We start from the raw sequence: 17,042 nt of genomic DNA, 5'->3' as shown, positions 1-17,042 counted from the left end.
TCAGGAAATTCCGTGCCGTGGCCGGAACTGCCCGGCAAGGCGGCGGCGCCGGGCTCGCGTCGGCTATCATGGCAGCGGGGCTGGCACAAGCGAAGCGAGCTCTCACGCCCTTGTCGCGCACCGGGGGTGGATGTTACGAGCCTCCCTCACCATATCCGTTCGATGACGGGCGGCAGAAGCGCGCCCGCGCGGGAACGAGTTTTCGAGGTTCGGATCAGCCGGCGATGCAGAATTTCGATATGACGACCCTGGTCTTCCTGGCCCTGGCCGTTTTCGTCGCCTGGAAACTGCGCTCGGTTCTGGGCCAGAAGACCGGGCACGAGAAGCCGCCGGTCGATCCATTCGCGCGTCGTGAGGCGCCGCCCCTGCGTCCTGACCAGGCGAGCAATGGCGAGCGCCGCGACAATGTCGTCCGGTTGCCGGGCGCCGCCAATGATGCCGCGGCTGCCCCGGTGGCCGACGCGGAGCGCTGGAAGGACATTGCCGAGCCAGGATCGCCCATCGCCGTCGGCCTCGACGCCATCGCTCGTCAGGAGCCACGCTTCGATGCACCGGGTTTCCTTGGCGGTGCGAAGTCGGCCTACGAGACCATCGTCACCGCCTTTGCTCGCGGTGATCGCAAGACCTTGAAGGGCCTGCTCGCCAAGGAAGTCTATGACGGCTTCGAGCAGGCGATCGCCGAGCGCGAGAAGCGCGGCGAGAAGGCCGAATCCAATTTCGTCTCGATCGACAAGGCCGAGATCACCGCGGTCGACGTCAAGGGCAAGGCCGCGAATGTCACCATCGCCTTCGTCTCGCAGTTGATCAGCGCGGTCCGCGATGCGCAGGGCAATGTCGTCGACGGCAGCGCCGAGGCGGTCTCCGAGGTCAACGACGTCTGGACCTTCTCGCGTCAGCTCGGCAGCCGCGATCCGAACTGGCTGCTGGTCGCCACCGAATCGGCCGCGTGATTCGTGCCGCCGGTCTCGTTCTGGGGCTGCTTGCCGCAGGCCTATCGATGACCGGCGCCGAAGCTTCATCTCCACCTCTGCCGCAGGGCGCCCGGGCCGAGCCCGTGGCGCCCGCCATGCTTTCCGGCTGGGGCGTCGACGATCAACGCGTCACCCTGGGCCTGTTCGCGCAGGGCTGCGAGACCGATCCACCGCTGCGCCAAGGGGCAACTTCGCCTCCCGCCTTGGCGGTGCTCTGCACGAAGGCCGCAGCTCTGCTTGCGGCGGGAGAGCCGAGCCGCGAGACAGCCCGCCGCTTCTTCGAGGATAACTTCGCCTTCTGGCGCATTCGTCCTACCGGCGCCGAGCGTGGTTTCATGACCGGTTATTTCGAGCCGGAATTCGAGGGCTCGCTGACGCGCTCGGACGCCTTTCCGACGCCGCTCTATGGACGCCCTGCCGACCTCGTGACCAAGATGCCAGGCGACGACTGGCCCGGCCTCGATCCGACCCTGACCTCCGCCCGCCGGATGGCCAAGGGGCTGGAGGCTTTTCCGGATCGCACCGCGATCGAGGAGGGTGCGCTCGCCGGTCAGGGGCTCGAGATCCTCTGGATGCGCGATCCGGTCGACCGCTTCGTCCTCCAGGTCCAGGGCTCGGGCCGGATTCGCTTGCCGGACGGCAAGGTGACGCGCCTCGTCTATGCCGGGCGCAACGGCCACCCCTACACCTCGCTCGGGCGCGAGCTCAGCCGGCGCGAGAACATCCCGCCCGAGCAGATGACGATGGACAAGCTCATCGCCCGGCTGAAGGCTGATGCTGGCTTCGCCCGCGAGCTGATCCGGCTCAACCGCTCCTTCGTCTTCTTCGCTCGCAACGATGATCTCCCGGCCGACTCCGGCCCGATCGGTGGCGCCGGCCTGCCGTTGACGCCGCTGCGCAGCGTCGCGGTCGACCGTTCGCTCTGGCCCTATGGCATGCCGGCCTGGATCGAGACCGAGATTCCCGACGGCAAGGGCGGCAGCGAGAGGCTGGCCCGGCTCGTCCTGGCCCAGGATACGGGAACCGCGATCGTCGGCCCGGCCCGGCTCGATCTCTTTATCGGCTCGGGCGCGGAAGCCGGTCATCGCGCCGGCCTGATCCGGCACCCCTTCGATTTCGTCGTGCTCTGGCCGCGCTGAGCCATGCGACGGCGCGGCAAGCTCCTCTCCGAGGCGGAACTCGCGCTCTGGCGCCAGGTCGCGCGCACGGTCAAGCCGCTACCCGGCCGCGCGCCGGTCGAAGCCGAGCCGGAAGCGAAAACGGAAAAGCCGCCCCCGCCCGTAGAGAGTGCCCAGCCTCCCGCAGCGCCTGCGCTCAAGGGGCACCCAGCGAAGCTCACCGCGCCACCGCTGGTGCCGTTGGAACGGCGCATGCGTACGCAATTGCGTCGTGGCCAGCAGGGCGTCGAAGCGGTGATCGACCTGCACGGCCTGCGCCAGGACGAGGCGCATTCGGCCTTGCGCGGCTTCCTACGCCAGCAGCAGCAGCGTGGCGCGAAGCTCGTTCTGGTGGTTACCGGCAAGGGCATTGCCGGCGATGTCCCTTATGGCGAGGAACGCGGCATCCTGCGCCGCAACGTTCCGCACTGGCTGCGGCTGCCGGATCTGCGACCCCTCGTGCTCGGCTTCGACGAGGCCGAGCAGCGTCACGGTGGAGCAGGGGCGCTCTATATCCGCCTGCGCCGCAGTCGGGAGCTGGACTGATGACGCCGTTCGGCCGCCGCGTTCGCGAATTGCGCGCTGCCCGCGGCGTCACGCTGGCGCAGATGGCGCAGGCGCTCGGCGTCACCCCGGCCTATCTCTCCGCGCTGGAGCACGGCAAGCGCGGCCAGCCTACCTTCACGCTGATCCAGGGCGCCATCCATCATCTCGGCGTGATCTGGGACGAGGCCGACGAACTGATCCGCCTCGCCGAGCTCTCCCATCCGCGCGTCGTGATCGACACGGCCGGTCTCGAACCGGAAGCGACGCTGTTCGCAAACCGCCTCGCCCATGAGGTAGAATGGCTCGGCCCGTCCGATCTGGCGGCCCTGACTTCGATCCTCGACAGTGCCGCGCGGCGGCGCGGCGGCGCTTGACCTCACCGGTCGGCAATGCGACACGCCGCCATCCTCCTGCTATCACGGACCTTTTCATGACCTCCAAGCGCTACGACGTGCTCGCCCTCGGCAATGCCATCGTCGACGTTTTCGCTTCGGCGGAGGAAGATTTCCTCGTCAGCCATGGACTCGCCAAGGGCGCGATGATGCTGATCGACGAGGCGAGGGCCGAGCTGCTCTATGGCGCGATGGGTCCGGGCAAATATGTTTCGGGCGGCTCGGCGGCCAACACCGCCGCGGGCCTCGCTTCCTTCGGCGGGCGCAGCGCCTTTATCGGCAAGGTCAAGGCCGACGAGCTCGGCAAGCTCTATCGCCATGATCTGACCTCGCAGGGCGTTGCCTTCGACACGGCGGCTGCGGCGGATGGTCCAGCCACGGCGCGCTCCTTCATCATCGTCACGCCGGACGGCGAGCGCACCATGAACACCTATCTCGGCGCCTGCCAGGGCCTGATGCCGGCCGATGTCGATGCGGCGACGGTCGAGAACGCCGATATCGTCTATCTCGAAGGCTATCTCTGGGATCCGCCGGCGGCCAAGGACGCCTTCCGCAAGGCCTCGGAGCTTGCCCACAAGGCCGGCGGACGGGTGGCCATCACCCTGTCCGATTCCTTCTGCGTCGACCGCTATCGCGACGAGTTCCTCGGTCTGGTACGCAACGGCCTGGTCGACCTCGTCTTCGCCAACGAGCATGAGCTGAAGAGTCTGTACCAGACCGCCGATTTCGACACGGCGCTGGCCGGTCTGCGGGCGGAGAACATCCTCGCCGTGGTGACGCGCTCCGAGAACGGCGCGCTGGCGGTGACGCCGGAGGGGATCGTGGCCGAGCCGGTCTTCCCGGTCGAGCGCGTGGTTGACGCCACCGGTGCCGGCGATCTCTTCGCCGCCGGCTTCCTGTTCGGCCTGACCTCGGGCCGCGAGACTTGTGATTGCCTGCGCCTCGGCGCGCTGGCGGCGGCCGAGATCATCAGCCATGTCGGCGCACGCCCGGACGTCAACCTGAAGACGCTCGCCGGCAATAACGGCCTGCTCTGAGTGACAGCCTTTCCCTTCTCCCCTTGCGGGAGAAGGTGGCCCGAAGGGCCGGATGAGGGGTCGCGCAGGTCTGGGCGATTTCAGCGCTTTCCGATCGGGTGCTCGCGATCAGCGTCGTGAGACCCCTCACCCTAACCCTCTCCCGCAAGGGGAGAGGGGATTTCTCGCGCCCGTCAGGCCGCCCGCTTTAACCCGACGGCGCCCCAGATCTCGCTGAGGGCGCCGACCAGCGCGGCGATGTCCTCGTCCGAATGCAGCGGCGTCGGCGTGATGCGCAGCCGCTCACCGCCGCGCGCCACGGTCGGGTAGTTGATCGGCTGGACGTAGATCGCAAAGCGCTCCAGCAATTCGTCGCTGATCCGCTTGCACAGCGCGGCATCGCCGACCATCACCGGCACGATATGGCTCGGATTGGGCAGATGCGGGATGCCGGCCTGGTCGAGCTGGCGGCGCAGACTGCGCACCCTGTCCTGCTGCCCCTCGCGCTCGGCCGAACTCGCCTTGAGATGCCGGATCGCGGCCAGCGCACCGGCGGCGAGCGCCGGCGGCAGCGAGCTCGAGAAGATGAAGCCTGAGGCGAAGCTGCGGATGAAGTCACAGAGCGCAGCCGAGCCGGTGACATAGCCGCCCATCACGCCGAAAGACTTGGCCAGCGTGCCCTCGATCAGGTCGAGCCGGTGGCTAAGCCCGTCGCGCTCGCTGACGCCGCCCCCGCGCGGGCCGTAGAGCCCGACGGCATGGACCTCGTCGATATAGGTCATCGCGCCGAACTCGTCGGCGAGATCGCAGAACGCGGCGACCGGGGCGATGTCGCCATCCATCGAATAGACCGACTCGAAGGCGATCAGCTTCGGCCGGGCCGGGTCGATCGCCTGGAGCTTGCGGCGCAGGTCGTCCGCGTCGTTATGGGCGAAGATCAGCTTCTCGGCCCGCGAATGCCGGATGCCCTCGATCATCGAGGCATGGTTGGCCGCATCGGTCAGCACGACGCAGCCGGGAATGCGCGCAGCGAGCGTCGAGAGCGAGGCCCAGTTCGACATGTAGCCGGAGTTGAACAGCAGCGCCGCTTCCTTGCCGTGCAAATCGGCGAGCTCGCGCTCCAGAAGGACGTGATAGTGATTGGTTCCGGCGATATTGCGGGTGCCGCCGGCACCGGCGCCGCAATTGTCGAGTGCTTCGCGCATCGCCGCGAGCACCGCCGGGTGCTGGCCCATGCCGAGATAATCGTTCGAGCACCAGACGGTGACCTCGCGTGGCCCGCCGGCGCCGTGGAAGGTGGCTCGCGGAAAGCGGCCGGCGCGGCGCTCGAGATCGGCGAAGACGCGATAGCGGCCCTCGGCCCTGAGGCTGTCGAGTTCGCTGCGGAAAAAGGCTTCGAAATCCATCGTGACGCTCCTGGCGGCACCTTTGAGGGATTCCAGGCGCGGGGTAAAGGCGCGCCGATGTCGCGCCGCAGCAGGCCGCGACGGCCCATCCTAGCGCAAACTGCGCCACTTCATGCAAGGTGCTTTTCGGTTCCGGGTAGGAATGGGCCTTTCCCTTTGGCGCCATGGCCCGTTAGATCGGTGGCGAAGCTGACGAGGACAGGCCATGGCGGTAACGATCGACGGACGCACCCTGAAGGGCCGGCAGGTGCTGCGCGTGGCCCGGCCCGGCGCCTCCGGCCGCTATGAGAAGGCAAATCTCGCGCCGGCGGCGCGCGCGGCGATCGCGGCGACGCGGGCCCATATCGACGCCAATTTCATGAACGACGAAGCCCCGTTCATGTATTCCTTCAACACCGGCGTCGGCCTGTTCAAGGACCAGCGCGTGCTGATGTCGGAGATGACCGAGTATCAGCGCAAGAGCGTCTACGCCCACGCCACCGGCATCGGCGAGCCCTTCCCGGAGGACGTCACGCGCGCCACCATGCTGCTGCGCGCCAACGCCTTCGCCTCGAACTATTCCGGTCCGCAGGTCGCGCTGGTCGAGCGCCTGCTCGCCTGCCTCAACGCCGGCGTCCATCCGGTGATCCCGCAGAAGGGCTCGGTTGGCGCTTCCGGCGATCTCGCGCCGCTCGCCCATATGTCGGCGGCGGTCTGCGGCTTCGAGGAGGGCGAAGCCGTTTACAAGGGCAAGCGGATGAAGGCCCGCGATGCCCTGGCGCGGGCTGGGCTGGAGCCGGACTTCAAGCTTGGCGCCAAGGACGCGTCTGCCCTGATCAACGGCTCGACCGTCTCGCTCGCGCTCGGCGTGCTCGCGACGGAAGACGCAAAGCGCCTGATCAAGGCGGCCGATATCGGGCTGGCGCTCTCGCTCGAAGCGATGCGCGGCGAGCTCGCCGCCTTCGATCCGCGCGTCCATGCCGCCCGTCCGCATCCCGGCCAGGCGCTGGTCGCGCGCAACCTGCTCAAGATCACGCAGGCCTCGAAGCGCTGCTCGGCCTCGGCCCGCGAGACGATCTATCCTGACGAGATCGGCCGCACGCCGGGCAAGCCGCCGGCGCCGCGCGTGCAGGACGTCTATTCGCTGCGCTGCGCTCCGCAGGTGCACGGCCCGGCGCGCGAGGCGCTCGACTATGTCAGCCGCATCATCGCGACCGAGACCAATTCGGCGACCGACAACCCGCTGATCTTCCCCGAGGATGACGGCTACCGCGTCATCTCCGGCGGCCATTTCCACGGCCAGTACGTCGCCCAGGCGATGGATCTGCTCGCCATCGCCATGACCGATCTCGGCTCGATCTGCGAGCGCCGGCTCGCCCGCCTGGTCGACCCGACCATGAGCTACGGCCTGCCGCGCAACCTGCTCGCCGGCAAGCGCGGGTTGAACACCGGCTTTGCGACGGTGCAGTGCTCGATGTCGGCGCTTGTGATGGAGAACCGCACCCTGTCGTCGCCCGGCTCGGTCGATTCGATCCCCGGCAAATCGAATGCCGAGGACCATGTCTCGAACTCGACCTGGTGTGGACGCAAGGCGCGCACCGTCGTCGAGAATGTCGAGATGATCATCGCCGCCGAGATCCTGATGGCCTGCCAGGCGCTGTCGCTGATCGCCGAGACGGCCAAGGCCCACCCGCTCGGCAAGGGCACGCAGGCGGCGCTCGAGGCGCTGCGCCAGACGATCCCGCCGGCGCTCAATGGCGACCGCTGGTATGCTGCCGAGATGAATCAGGCGACGGCACTGGTGCGTTCCGGCGCAATCGTCGAGGCGGTCGAGGCGGTGGTGGGGGTGTTGGAGTAGGCTCCGACGTTACTTCGAAAGGCGCGAGGAACCCCTCTCCTGGAAGGAGAGGGGCAGGGGTGAGGTGTTCGGAGCGGAAACGTTGGCCTGAACCCGGCCGGGCGGTGAGCGTCCGCGGCACTGGTCAAGCGGCCTACACCTCACCCTACCCTCTCCTTACAGGAGAGGGTTCCCGCGTTTCGTGGCGACGGTTGAGCATCTAATGGCCGCGCTCCGCCCGGGACGACTCGCGCTCGATTAGTATAGCGTCGCCTTGACCCGCTCCGGCAGCGCCTTGTCGTAGGCCTCGCCATCGAACGTCTCTGCCGCAGCGCGAGCCGAAATCTCCCGCAGGATCGTGCCGGCGCTCGGCAGCGCCCGCTTGTCGACCTGCGTTGCCGGGTTCCAGAGGTCGGCGCGCACCACTGCGCGCGAGCACTGGAAGTAGGCCGCCTCGACGGTGACGACGATCACGCAGGCTGGCAGCTTTCCAGCCATCTCGAAGCGCGCACATAGCTCCGGCTCGGTCGAGAGCACCGCAGTGCCGTTGACGCGCAGGGTTTCGCCATATCCGGGGATCAAAAAGAGCATTCCGATTCGATTGTCGGACAGAAGATTCTTCAATGAATCGAGGCGGTTATTGCCTCTTCGGTCCGGAATCAGCAGCGTTTTGGCGTCGCTGACCGCAACGAAGCCCGGCAGATCCCCGCGCGGCGAGCAATCCAGGCCATCCGGACCGTTGGTCGCCAGCACGAAAAACGGCGAGGCCGCGATCAGCGCGCCGTAGTTGGCATCGATGTGATCGATCTCCTTGATCACCGAAGCCGGCGCGATCGGGTTGGGATAGAGCGCGACGAGCTGCTCGGGCGAAGTGATGCGGTGCGCGGTCATGCTGGCCTCCGAAGGCGATAAGTCTAGACTATTTGAATTTGCCGCAACGCACCAGAGGGACCCTCAAAAAGAAACGCCCCGCATCGCAGGATGCGGGGCGTCTGATTCACGTGAAACGCTCAGCGTTTCGGGCGCCTCAGTTTTCGGCGCCCTGGCGCTCGCGGGACTTCTCTGCGTCGCGCTCGGCCTTCAGCTTCTCGGTGATGTCCTCGCCGGTGGTCTGGTCGACGACCTTCATCGACAAGCGGACCTTGCCGCGCTCGTCCATGCCGAGGAACTTGACCTTGACCTTCTCGCCTTCCTTGACGACGTCCGAAACCTTCTGGACCCGGTTGGGGGCCAGCTCGGAGATATGGACGAGGCCATCCTTGGCACCGAAGAAGTTCACGAAGGCGCCGAACTCCATGACCTTCACGACGGTGCCGTCATAGATCATGCCCGGCTCGGCTTCCGAGACGATCGACTTGATCCACTTGATCGCCGCTTCGATCGACTTGCCGTCGGCCGAGGCGATCTTGATGGTGCCGTCGTCCTCGATGTTGACCTTGGCGCCGGTCTTCTCGACGATCTCGCGGATGACCTTGCCGCCGGAGCCGATGACTTCGCGGATCTTGTCGACCGGAATCTTCATCGTCTCGATGCGCGGGGCATATTCGCCGAGCTGGCCACGGGCCACCGAAAGCGCCTTGTTCATCTCGCTGAGGATGTGATCGCGGCCGCCCTTGGCCTGGTCGAGGGCGACCTTCATGATCTCCTCGGTGATGCCGGCGATCTTGATGTCCATCTGCAGCGAGGTAATGCCCTCGGCCGTACCGGCGACCTTGAAGTCCATGTCGCCGAGATGATCCTCGTCGCCGAGGATGTCGGAGAGCACTGCGAAGCGCTCGCCTTCCAGGATCAGGCCCATGGCGATGCCCGCGACCGGCGCCTTCAGCGGCACGCCGGCATCCATCAGCGCCAGCGAGGTGCCGCAGACGGTGGCCATCGAGGAGGAGCCGTTCGACTCGGTGATCTCCGAGACGACGCGGATCGTGTAGGGGAACTCCGACTTCGCCGGCAGCATCGGGCGGATGGCGCGCCAGGCGAGCTTGCCGTGTCCGATCTCGCGACGGCCGGGCGAACCCATGCGGCCGGCTTCACCAACCGAATAGGGTGGGAAGTTGTAGTGCAGCAGGAAGGTTTCCTTGTAGGTGCCTTCCAGCGAGTCGATGTACTGCTCGTCGTCGCCGGTGCCGAGGGTCGTCACGACCAGCGCCTGCGTCTCGCCGCGGGTGAACAGCGCCGAGCCGTGGGTGCGCGGCAGGATGCCGGCTTCCGAGACGATCTTGCGGACGGTCTTGAGGTCGCGGCCGTCGATGCGGACGCCGTCGTCGAGGATGGTCCAGCGCACGACCTTGGCCTGGGCTTCCTTGAACTGGCCGCCGACCTGCTCCTTGGTGAAGGTGGTCTTGCCGTCCGGCGTCTCCGAGACGAGCACCTGGACCTTGGCCTTGGCGGCGTCCAGGGCCTTGTAGCGCTCGGCCTTGGTGGTGATCTTGTAGGCGGCGCGGATATCCGCATCGACCAGCTTGAGCACGGCCTCCAGCACGACCGAATTGTCGGCCGGCACGTAGTCGCGCGGCTCCTTGGCGGCCTTCTCGGCCAGGCGGATGATCGCGTCGATGACCGGCTGGAAGTGCTTGTGGCCGAACATCACGGCGCCGAGCATGATCTCCTCGGAGAGCTGCTTGGCCTCCGACTCGACCATCAGGACGGCGTCGGGCGTGCCGGCGACGACGAGGTCGAGCTGCGACTCCTTGATCTCGTCGACCAGCGGATTGAGCTTGTAGGCGCCGTCGAAGTAGCCGACGCGGGCAGCGCCGACCGGGCCCATGAAGGGCACGCCCGACAGCGTCAGGGCGGCGGAGGCGGCGACCATCGCGACGATGTCGGGATCGTTCTCGAGGTCATGCTGCAGCACGGTGCAGACGACCTGCGTCTCATTGCGATAGCCCTCGACGAAGAGCGGGCGGATCGGCCGGTCGATCAGGCGCGAAACCAGCGTCTCCTTCTCGGTCGGGCGTCCCTCGCGCTTGAAATAGCCACCGGGAATGCGGCCGGCGGCGAAGGTCTTTTCCTGGTAGTTCACGGTCAGCGGGAAGAAGTCGATCCCGGCCTTCGGCGACTTGGCGGAGACGACGGTCGCGAGCACGACGGTCTCGCCATAGGTCGCGAGCACGGCCGCGTCGGCCTGGCGGGCGATCTTGCCGGTTTCGAGGACGAGCTTGCGGCCGCCCCAGATCAGCTCTTCGGTTTGGATGTCGAACATGGATTTTCTTTCGGTCGGATGCGATCCGTCCGGCGTCGCTCGAGCCCATGGGCAAGACGGCGGAACGTCCGGGATATGCTTGAAGGAAGCGGCGCCCGGGCGCTCGGCGATCCTGCCATGGACGTCGCTGACGCCGGCGGATCATGCGGAAGGCCGCCCCATGCGGCTGCCGCACTGGAAGGGGCGTCGCGTCATTGCGGCGCTCCCGGACAAGGCCGTTGATACGACCCCTTAGCAGAACCGCCCGGAGCAGCGAGGCACCGGGCGGAATTCGGTCTCGATCAGCGGCGGATGCCGAGCTTCTCGATCAGCGTCTTGTAGCGCGCTTCTTCCTTGCCCTTGAGGTAGTCGAGCAGGGAGCGGCGCTGCGAGACCAGCTTGAGCAGGCCGCGACGCGAATGGTTGTCCTTGGTGTGGGACTTGAAGTGGCCGGTCAGGTTGTTGATGCGCTCGGTGAGGATCGCGACCTGGACTTCCGGCGAACCGGTATCGTTCGGCTTGGTGGCGTGTTCGTTGATGAGCGCGGTCTTGCGCTCGGCAGTGATCGACATCGTCATGTCCTTTGGTTCGGTGTTGATCTGGCGGGCCAGGCCGGGATGTCGTCCAGCAGGGTCCGAAGCCCGCATCCGCCTCATCACGGAAGGGATGCGCAGCCGGCCATCGGGCCGGTTGCCCGGGCATATACACGAAACTGGCGGAAACGCTAGCATGCAGCGTCGCGACGGAGAGAAGAGCATGAAGCAAGTCGAGGAAAGACGGGCCGTGCGCGCTCTCATCCTCACGCCGGAACGGGAGACATTACTCTTCCGCCTGCGACCGCCGGGGGAGACGCGGTGCTTCTGGATCGCGCCGGGCGGCGGGCTCGATCAGGGCGAGACGATCGAGGACGGGCTGAAGCGCGAGCTCCGCGAAGAGCTCGGGCTGGTCGAGTTCAGGGTCGGCGCGCTGGTCTGGCGCCGCCACCATACCTTCGACTGGGGCGCTCGCCGGATATCGCAGCGCGAGGAGTATCGCATCGTCGAGGTCGCACGCTTCGATCCCGTCATGATTGACGAGGTCGAAGCGCAGAACGTCGTCGAGCATCGCTGGTGGCCGGTTGCCGAGCTCGACAGCGTGCAGGAGCCGCTCACGCCATTGAGCCTGCCGGCGATCCTGACGCGATATTTTGCCGAGGGCGCGCCCGACCCGGTTCCGCCTGAGGAGGTGCTGGTGGACGATGAGCCAGCTCGCTGACTCCGAGGCACTGCCCGCCGGAACCTCTGCCGGCTCCAAAGGTTGACTCGCCGCAGGTCTCCAAACCAGGTCGAGTATCATGCCAGCCATGCCGAAGGATCGCCTCATCGCCGCGCTCGGCGCCCAGCTGCGGGCTGAGCGCGAGACCCGCGATGCGCTTGCCGATGTGATCGCCAACGGCCAACTCGACCCGGAGATCCTACTGGCGATCCTCTCCGATCCAGTGCCGGTCGTGACCCGTGACGAGATCGTCCGGGCCGAGGCCTGGCTGCGCGGCCTGCCGCCGGCCTTCCCGGCCCGCCCGGCGCTGAGGGCGGCCTGATGGCGCCCCGCCCGGCCTGGAAGGGCTATCTTAAGCTCTCGCTGGTCTCCTGCGCCGTCGAACTGACCTCGGCGACAGACCATAGCGAGAAGGTCTCCTTCCGCGTCATCAACCGCAAGACCGGCAATACCGTCCGGCGGCAATATATCGACAGCGTCAGCGGCAAGCCGGTCGATCCCGACGACGAGGTCAAGGGCTACGAGATCGGCGGCGACGAATACCTGCTCATCGAGGAGGACGAGATCGACGCGGTCCAGATCGAGAGCTCACATACACTGTCGATCGAGCAGTTCGTCGATCGCGCCGCAATCCCGCAGGTCTATTTCGACCAACCCTATTATCTCAGCCCGTCCGACGAGGTCTCGGAAGAGGCCTTCGCCGTGATCCGCGAGGCGATGGCGAAGCAGAAGAAGGCCGGCATCGCCCGCATCGTGCTTTATCGCCGCGAGCGGCCGGCGATGATCGAACCCTTCGACAAGGGGCTGCTGCTGACAACGCTGCGCTACGACAAGACCGTGCGCCAGCCGAACGAGGTCTTCGACGGCCTGCGCAAGGGCAAGCTCGACGAGGAGCTGGTCGATCTTGCCACCCACATCATCGAGAAGAAGCAGGCGAAGTTCGATCCCAGTGGCTTCGAGGACCACTATGAGGAAGCGCTGCTCGACCTGATCGAGGCCAAGCGCAAGGGCAAGAAGCCGCCGGTGGCGAAGCCGGCCGAGCGTCCCTCCAATGTCGTCAACCTGTTCGAGGCGCTGAAGAAGAGCCTTGGCGAGGAGAGCGGCTCGTCGGCCGAGACGCCGCGCAAATCAGCCGCTCGCGGCAAGAAGCCAGCGGGCGCGCGAAAGCCGACTCAAAAGCCTGCGGCCGGCAAGGCCAAGAAAAGCGCCTGACCGGCGTCGGAGGGCGCCATGGCCAATCTCGACCTCTATCGTTCGAAGCGCGATTTCTCCCGCACCCGCGAGCCGAAAGGTGCTGCCGGCCGCCGGAAGGCCGCTCAGGCCGGCGGTGCCTTCGTGATCCACAAGCACGCCGCCCGCCGCCTCCATTACGATCTCAGGCTCGAGCATGGCGGCGTGCTCTGGTCCTGGGCGGTGACGCGGGGGCCGAGTCTCGACCCGGGGGAGAAGCGCCTCGCCGTCCATGTCGAGGACCATCCGCTCGAATACGGCTCCTTCGAAGGCACGATTCCGGAAGGCGAATACGGCGCCGGCTCCGTGGTCGTCTGGGACGAGGGCAAATGGATTCCAGAGGGCGATCCGGTGCGCGGCATGGAAAAAGGCCACCTTGCCTTCGCGCTCGAAGGCCACAAGCTGGCTGGCCGCTGGCATCTGGTGCGGCTGAAACCACGCCGCGGCGAGAAGCGCGACAACTGGCTGCTGATCAAGGTCGACGACGATTTCGCTCGCGACGACGAGGACATCCTGGAAACCGCGCCGGATTCGGTGAAGTCGGGCAGGAGCGTCGAGGAGATTGGCAAGGATCCCGGAGGGGACGTCTGGTCGACCGACGAAAAGCCCGCGAAAGGCCGCAAGTCCGAGGTTGCCAAGTCCAAGCCGGCAAAAGCCAAGGCCACCGGGCGCTCAGCGAAGGCCAAGGGCGAGCAGCTGCCGCGCTTCGTCGAGCCATGTTTGGCAACCTTGCAGGATAAGCCACCGGCCGGCGAAGCCTGGCTGCACGAGGTCAAGTTCGACGGTTATCGGCTGCAGGCGCGGATCTCCGACGGAAAGGTCAAGCTGCTCACCCGCACCGGGCTCGACTGGACCGAGCGCTTTGGTAGCCGCATCACCGATGCTTTCGGCGCGCTGCCTTGCGAGACCGCGCTGATCGATGGCGAGGTCGTGGCGCTGGGCGAGAGCGGCATCTCCTCCTTCTCCGCCCTCCAGGCGGCATTGTCGGAGGACAAGACTGCGAACCTCGTCTTCTTCGCCTTCGATCTGCTGCATCTCGACGGCGAGAACCTGCAGGCCGAGCCTCTGCTCGCCCGCAAGGGCCTGCTCGAGGAGCTGTTAGGGTCAGCAGGACCGGATGCGCCACTGCGCTATTCCGAGCATTTCGTCGAGCCGGGCCAGACCATGCTGCGCCATGCCTGCCGCATGGGGCTGGAGGGCGTGATCTCAAAGCGCGCCGAGGCGCCTTATCGCAGCGGGCGTGGGCGGGACTGGGTCAAGTCGAAATGCACGCAGCGGCAGGAATTCGTCATCGCCGGCTATGTGCCCTCGAGAACCTCGCGCAACCAGCTCGGCTCGCTCGTCCTCGGCTATCATGAGGATGGCGAACTGAAGCCCGCCGGCCGGGTCGGCACCGGCTTCACTCGCAACTCGGCCGCCGCGCTGAAAAAAACGCTCGATGCCATCGCCGCGGACGCTTCGCCCTTTTCAGGCGAAGCCGGCCGCGAGCGCGGTATCGTCTGGGTCAAGCCCGATCTCGTCGCCGAGATCGCCTTCGGCTCCTGGACGGCCTCGAAGACCCTGCGGCATTCGGCCTTCCTCGGCCTGCGCGAGGACAAGCCGGCGCAGGAGGTGGTCGAGGAAAAGCCCGTCAAGGCCGTAACGAAGACGTCACGAGCAGCGAAGCCCGCTGGCAAGCCCGCAGCCGGGCCGGAGACCGCCGTGAAACTGAGCAATCCAGACAAGCCGCTCTGGCCCGATATCGGCTTCACCAAGCAGGATCTGCTCGACTATTACGCCAGCGTTTGGGAGCGCATGGCGCCGTTCGTGGTCGAGCGCCCGCTGAGCCTGCTGCGTGCGCCCGACGGCGTCGGCGGACAGGTCTTCTTCCAGAAGCACGCTGGCGCCGGCCTGCATAAGGCGGTCTCGCGTATGAAGGACAAGGATGGCGAGGAACTGCTCTTCATCCGCGATTTCGACGGTCTTGCCGCGCTGGTTCAACTTGGCACGGTCGAGGTTCATGTCTGGGGCGCGACCATCGACGCGGTCGAGACGCCTGACCAGATCATCTTCGATCTCGACCCCGACAAGGGCGTTCCGATGGAGCGGGTGCGCGAGGCGGCGCTGAGCGTGCGCCAGCGCCTCGAAGAGCTCGGCTTCGAGAGCTTCCTCAAGACCTCCGGCGGCAAGGGCTTCCACGTCGTGCTGCCGCTGAAGCCGAAAGCGGACTGGGACGAGGTCAAGGGCTTTGCACGCGACTTCGCCAAGGCGATGGAGCAGGCCGAACCGAAGCTCTACACCGCGACCCTGTCGAAGAAGGCGCGCAAGGGCCGCATCTTCATCGACTATCTCCGCAATGGCCGCGGCTCGACCGCGATCGCGCCGTTCTCGACGAGGGCTCGCCCCGGCGCCGCGGTCGCCATGCCGATCGCCTGGGAGATGCTGGAGAAGGGATTGGCGCCCGACGCCTTCAAGGCGCCGGAGGTTATGCAGGAGGGCCCGCCGGATGACGCCTGGACCGCGTTCCTCAAGCCGAAACGTTCGCTGAAGCGCTGATCAGGCGGCGGCCTCGCCGTGGTCGTAGCGGCGCTGCGCTTCCTCGACCTCGCCGATATGAGCTTCGGCCCAGCGCGTCAGCGCCGCGACCGTGCCGGCGAGCGTGTGGCCAAGCGGCGTGAGGGAGTACTCGACCGTGACCGGCACTGTCGGGAAGGCGCGGCGGGTGATCAGGCCGTCGCGCTCCAGGCTCTTCAGCGTCTGCGACAGCATCTTCTGCGAGATGTTCTCGATCTTGCGGCGCAGCTCGTTGAAGCGCAGCGTTTCCTGCTCCAGCAGGATCAGCACCAGCACGGCCCATTTGTCGCCGATCCGGTCGAGCACCTGCCTTGTCGGGCAGCGGGCGTCGAATGCGTCGGGGCGGTGCAGCATGGCAGGTTTCCGGCAGGTGACCTTGTGGCGTGAAAGTGCCTTCTTGAGGGAAAATCTCACATGCGCCATCTGGTGTCCATCGGGATGTTGGTTCCCATCAGATACTAGGGGTATCGATCATGAAGATTGCTCTCATCGGCGCCACTGGCTTCATCGGCTCGCGCCTGCTCGCCGAGCTGACCAGCCGCGGCCACCAGGTCACTGCCATCGTGCGCAATCCGGAGAAGGTGCCGCAGGGCGCCGGTGTGACCGCGAAGACCGGCGATGTCTACGACAAGGACGGGCTCGCCGCCCTGCTCGCCGGCCATGATGCGACGATCAGCGCGGTGCACTTCTCCGCAAGCGATCCGGCGACGCTGCTCGCCGCAGTGAAGCAGTCCGGCGTGAAGCGCTATCTCGTCGTCGGCGGCGCCGGCAGCCTTGAGGTCGCGCCCGGCGTGAAGCTGTTCGACACGCCCGAATTCCCGGCGATCTATCTGGATGAAGCCAGGAAGGGCGGTGCCTTCCTCGACCTGCTGAAGGGCGAGAGTGGTCTCGACTGGACCTTCCTCTCGCCCTCCGCCGTGATCGCGCCGGGCGAGCGCACCGGCCAGTTCCGCCTCGGCAAGGATCAGCTCCTGGTCGACGGCAAGGGCCAGAGCCGAATCTCGGCCGAGGACTATGCCGTCGCTTTGGTCGACGAGCTGGAGGCGCCGGCGCATGCGCGCCAGCGCTTTACTGTCGGCTATTGAGGCAGGAGGCCTACTCCAACCTCAAGATCGAGACGCTTCACCGGTCAGGTTGGACCAACCTGGCCGGATCCAGCTGCATGGTCCGGCGAAAACGCTTCTCGCCGAATGCGAGCTGGCCGCGGCGGAGTTCGCCGCGCCAGACATGGCCGGCATCGCTCTCGAAATAGAGCAGCGACGCATCGACCTCGTAGCGGCCGGCGTGGCTCGGCGCCTGATCGCGCTGCTTGCCGAAGCGGCCATTGGGCCGCAGATCGAGCCGGATGGCGCCGTCCTCGCTGACCCAGCGGCCGAGCACGGCGAGCTCGGCTTTGGTCAATGGCTCGGGGAGCTCGAGATCGATCTCGAGCGGACGAACCACCGGCTTAGCCGGCGCGATGATCGACGCGATCGCGCCGAGCGACTGGATGACCTGGCTGAAGGGCATGATGTCCTCCTTTT

Annotated in this window: 17 protein-coding genes; 11 read left to right on the top strand and 6 right to left on the bottom strand. The window is 66.7% G+C overall.

What is annotated here, in order from left to right:
* The first annotated feature begins 224 nt into the window (after window positions 1–224).
* From ACSQ24_RS27125 to ACSQ24_RS27105, 5 genes are read left to right on the top strand one after another with little or no spacing between them, the layout of a single operon-like run.
* Window positions 225–950 (top strand): Tim44/TimA family putative adaptor protein, encoded by a 726-nt coding sequence (locus ACSQ24_RS27125; RefSeq protein ID WP_436097701.1) that lies wholly within the window; start codon window positions 225–227, stop codon window positions 948–950.
* Window positions 951–997: 47 nt separating this feature from the next.
* Window positions 998–2,110, top strand: a complete 1,113-nt coding sequence (gene mltA / locus ACSQ24_RS27120) for a murein transglycosylase A (RefSeq protein ID WP_436097700.1) — start codon at window positions 998–1,000, stop codon at window positions 2,108–2,110.
* Between the two features lie 3 nt (window positions 2,111–2,113).
* Window positions 2,114–2,674: a Smr/MutS family protein gene (locus tag ACSQ24_RS27115; RefSeq protein ID WP_436097699.1), complete on the top strand. Its 561-nt coding sequence runs from the start codon at window positions 2,114–2,116 to the stop codon at window positions 2,672–2,674.
* The gene (locus tag ACSQ24_RS27110) at window positions 2,674–3,048 is read left to right on the top strand and encodes a helix-turn-helix domain-containing protein (protein ID WP_436097698.1); all 375 of its coding nucleotides are present in this window, start codon (window positions 2,674–2,676) and stop codon (window positions 3,046–3,048) included. Before ACSQ24_RS27115 ends, ACSQ24_RS27110 begins: the two co-directional genes overlap by 1 nt.
* A gap of 56 nt (window positions 3,049–3,104) precedes the next feature.
* Window positions 3,105–4,103 (top strand): adenosine kinase, encoded by a 999-nt coding sequence (locus ACSQ24_RS27105; RefSeq protein WP_436097697.1) that lies wholly within the window; start codon window positions 3,105–3,107, stop codon window positions 4,101–4,103.
* Between the two features lie 173 nt (window positions 4,104–4,276).
* On the opposite strand, the gene hemA is transcribed toward ACSQ24_RS27105, so the two are convergent.
* Window positions 4,277–5,488: a 5-aminolevulinate synthase gene (hemA, locus tag ACSQ24_RS27100; RefSeq protein ID WP_436097696.1), complete on the bottom strand. Its 1,212-nt coding sequence runs from the start codon at window positions 5,486–5,488 to the stop codon at window positions 4,277–4,279.
* Between the two features lie 205 nt (window positions 5,489–5,693).
* Between hemA and ACSQ24_RS27095 the strand changes: the two genes are divergently transcribed.
* Window positions 5,694–7,325: an HAL/PAL/TAL family ammonia-lyase gene (locus ACSQ24_RS27095; RefSeq protein ID WP_436097695.1), complete on the top strand. Its 1,632-nt coding sequence runs from the start codon at window positions 5,694–5,696 to the stop codon at window positions 7,323–7,325.
* A gap of 237 nt (window positions 7,326–7,562) precedes the next feature.
* Here the strand turns inward: ACSQ24_RS27095 and ACSQ24_RS27090 are convergent, their stop codons facing one another.
* From ACSQ24_RS27090 to rpsO, 3 genes are all read right to left on the bottom strand, one after another.
* Complete coding sequence (locus ACSQ24_RS27090; protein ID WP_436097694.1) at window positions 7,563–8,195, bottom strand: pyridoxamine 5'-phosphate oxidase family protein; 633 nt, start codon at window positions 8,193–8,195, stop codon at window positions 7,563–7,565.
* 136 nt (window positions 8,196–8,331) lie between these two features.
* Window positions 8,332–10,503 carry a polyribonucleotide nucleotidyltransferase gene (gene pnp, locus ACSQ24_RS27085; RefSeq protein WP_436097693.1) on the bottom strand — a complete coding sequence of 724 codons (2,172 nt, stop codon included), beginning with the start codon at window positions 10,501–10,503 and terminating at the stop codon, window positions 8,332–8,334.
* 281 nt (window positions 10,504–10,784) lie between these two features.
* Window positions 10,785–11,054 carry a 30S ribosomal protein S15 gene (gene rpsO, locus ACSQ24_RS27080; RefSeq protein WP_126114668.1) on the bottom strand — a complete coding sequence of 90 codons (270 nt, stop codon included), beginning with the start codon at window positions 11,052–11,054 and terminating at the stop codon, window positions 10,785–10,787.
* A 184-nt stretch (window positions 11,055–11,238) separates the two neighbouring features.
* On the opposite strand from rpsO, the gene ACSQ24_RS27075 reads away from it, so the two are divergent.
* From ACSQ24_RS27075 to ligD, 4 genes are all read left to right on the top strand, one after another.
* Entirely contained in the window at window positions 11,239–11,736 is a 498-nt protein-coding gene (locus ACSQ24_RS27075) for an NUDIX domain-containing protein (RefSeq protein WP_436097692.1), read from the top strand.
* Between the two features lie 88 nt (window positions 11,737–11,824).
* Window positions 11,825–12,058, top strand: a complete 234-nt coding sequence (locus ACSQ24_RS27070) for a hypothetical protein (protein ID WP_436097691.1) — start codon at window positions 11,825–11,827, stop codon at window positions 12,056–12,058.
* Window positions 12,058–12,948, top strand: a complete 891-nt coding sequence (locus tag ACSQ24_RS27065) for a Ku protein (protein ID WP_436097690.1) — start codon at window positions 12,058–12,060, stop codon at window positions 12,946–12,948. Before ACSQ24_RS27070 ends, ACSQ24_RS27065 begins: the two co-directional genes overlap by 1 nt.
* Window positions 12,949–12,966: 18 nt before the next feature.
* Window positions 12,967–15,501 carry a DNA ligase D gene (gene ligD, locus ACSQ24_RS27060; protein WP_436097689.1) on the top strand — a complete coding sequence of 845 codons (2,535 nt, stop codon included), beginning with the start codon at window positions 12,967–12,969 and terminating at the stop codon, window positions 15,499–15,501.
* Here ligD and ACSQ24_RS27055 read toward each other — a convergent pair whose 3' ends face one another.
* Complete coding sequence (locus ACSQ24_RS27055; protein ID WP_436097688.1) at window positions 15,502–15,873, bottom strand: winged helix-turn-helix transcriptional regulator; 372 nt, start codon at window positions 15,871–15,873, stop codon at window positions 15,502–15,504.
* Window positions 15,874–15,992: 119 nt separating this feature from the next.
* On the opposite strand from ACSQ24_RS27055, the gene ACSQ24_RS27050 reads away from it, so the two are divergent.
* Window positions 15,993–16,604, top strand: a complete 612-nt coding sequence (locus tag ACSQ24_RS27050) for an NAD(P)-dependent oxidoreductase (protein WP_436097687.1) — start codon at window positions 15,993–15,995, stop codon at window positions 16,602–16,604.
* A 37-nt stretch (window positions 16,605–16,641) separates the two neighbouring features.
* Here ACSQ24_RS27050 and ACSQ24_RS27045 read toward each other — a convergent pair whose 3' ends face one another.
* Complete coding sequence (locus tag ACSQ24_RS27045) at window positions 16,642–17,028, bottom strand: Atu4866 domain-containing protein (RefSeq protein ID WP_436097686.1); 387 nt, start codon at window positions 17,026–17,028, stop codon at window positions 16,642–16,644.
* Window positions 17,029–17,042 lie beyond the last annotated feature (14 nt).

Source organism: Allobosea sp. LjRoot237, from assembly GCF_964253285.1.
Lineage (GTDB): Bacteria > Pseudomonadota > Alphaproteobacteria > Rhizobiales > Beijerinckiaceae > Allobosea.
The sequence above is the reverse complement of the archived record's forward strand: the minus strand, read 5'-3'. Positions and strand labels throughout refer to the sequence as shown.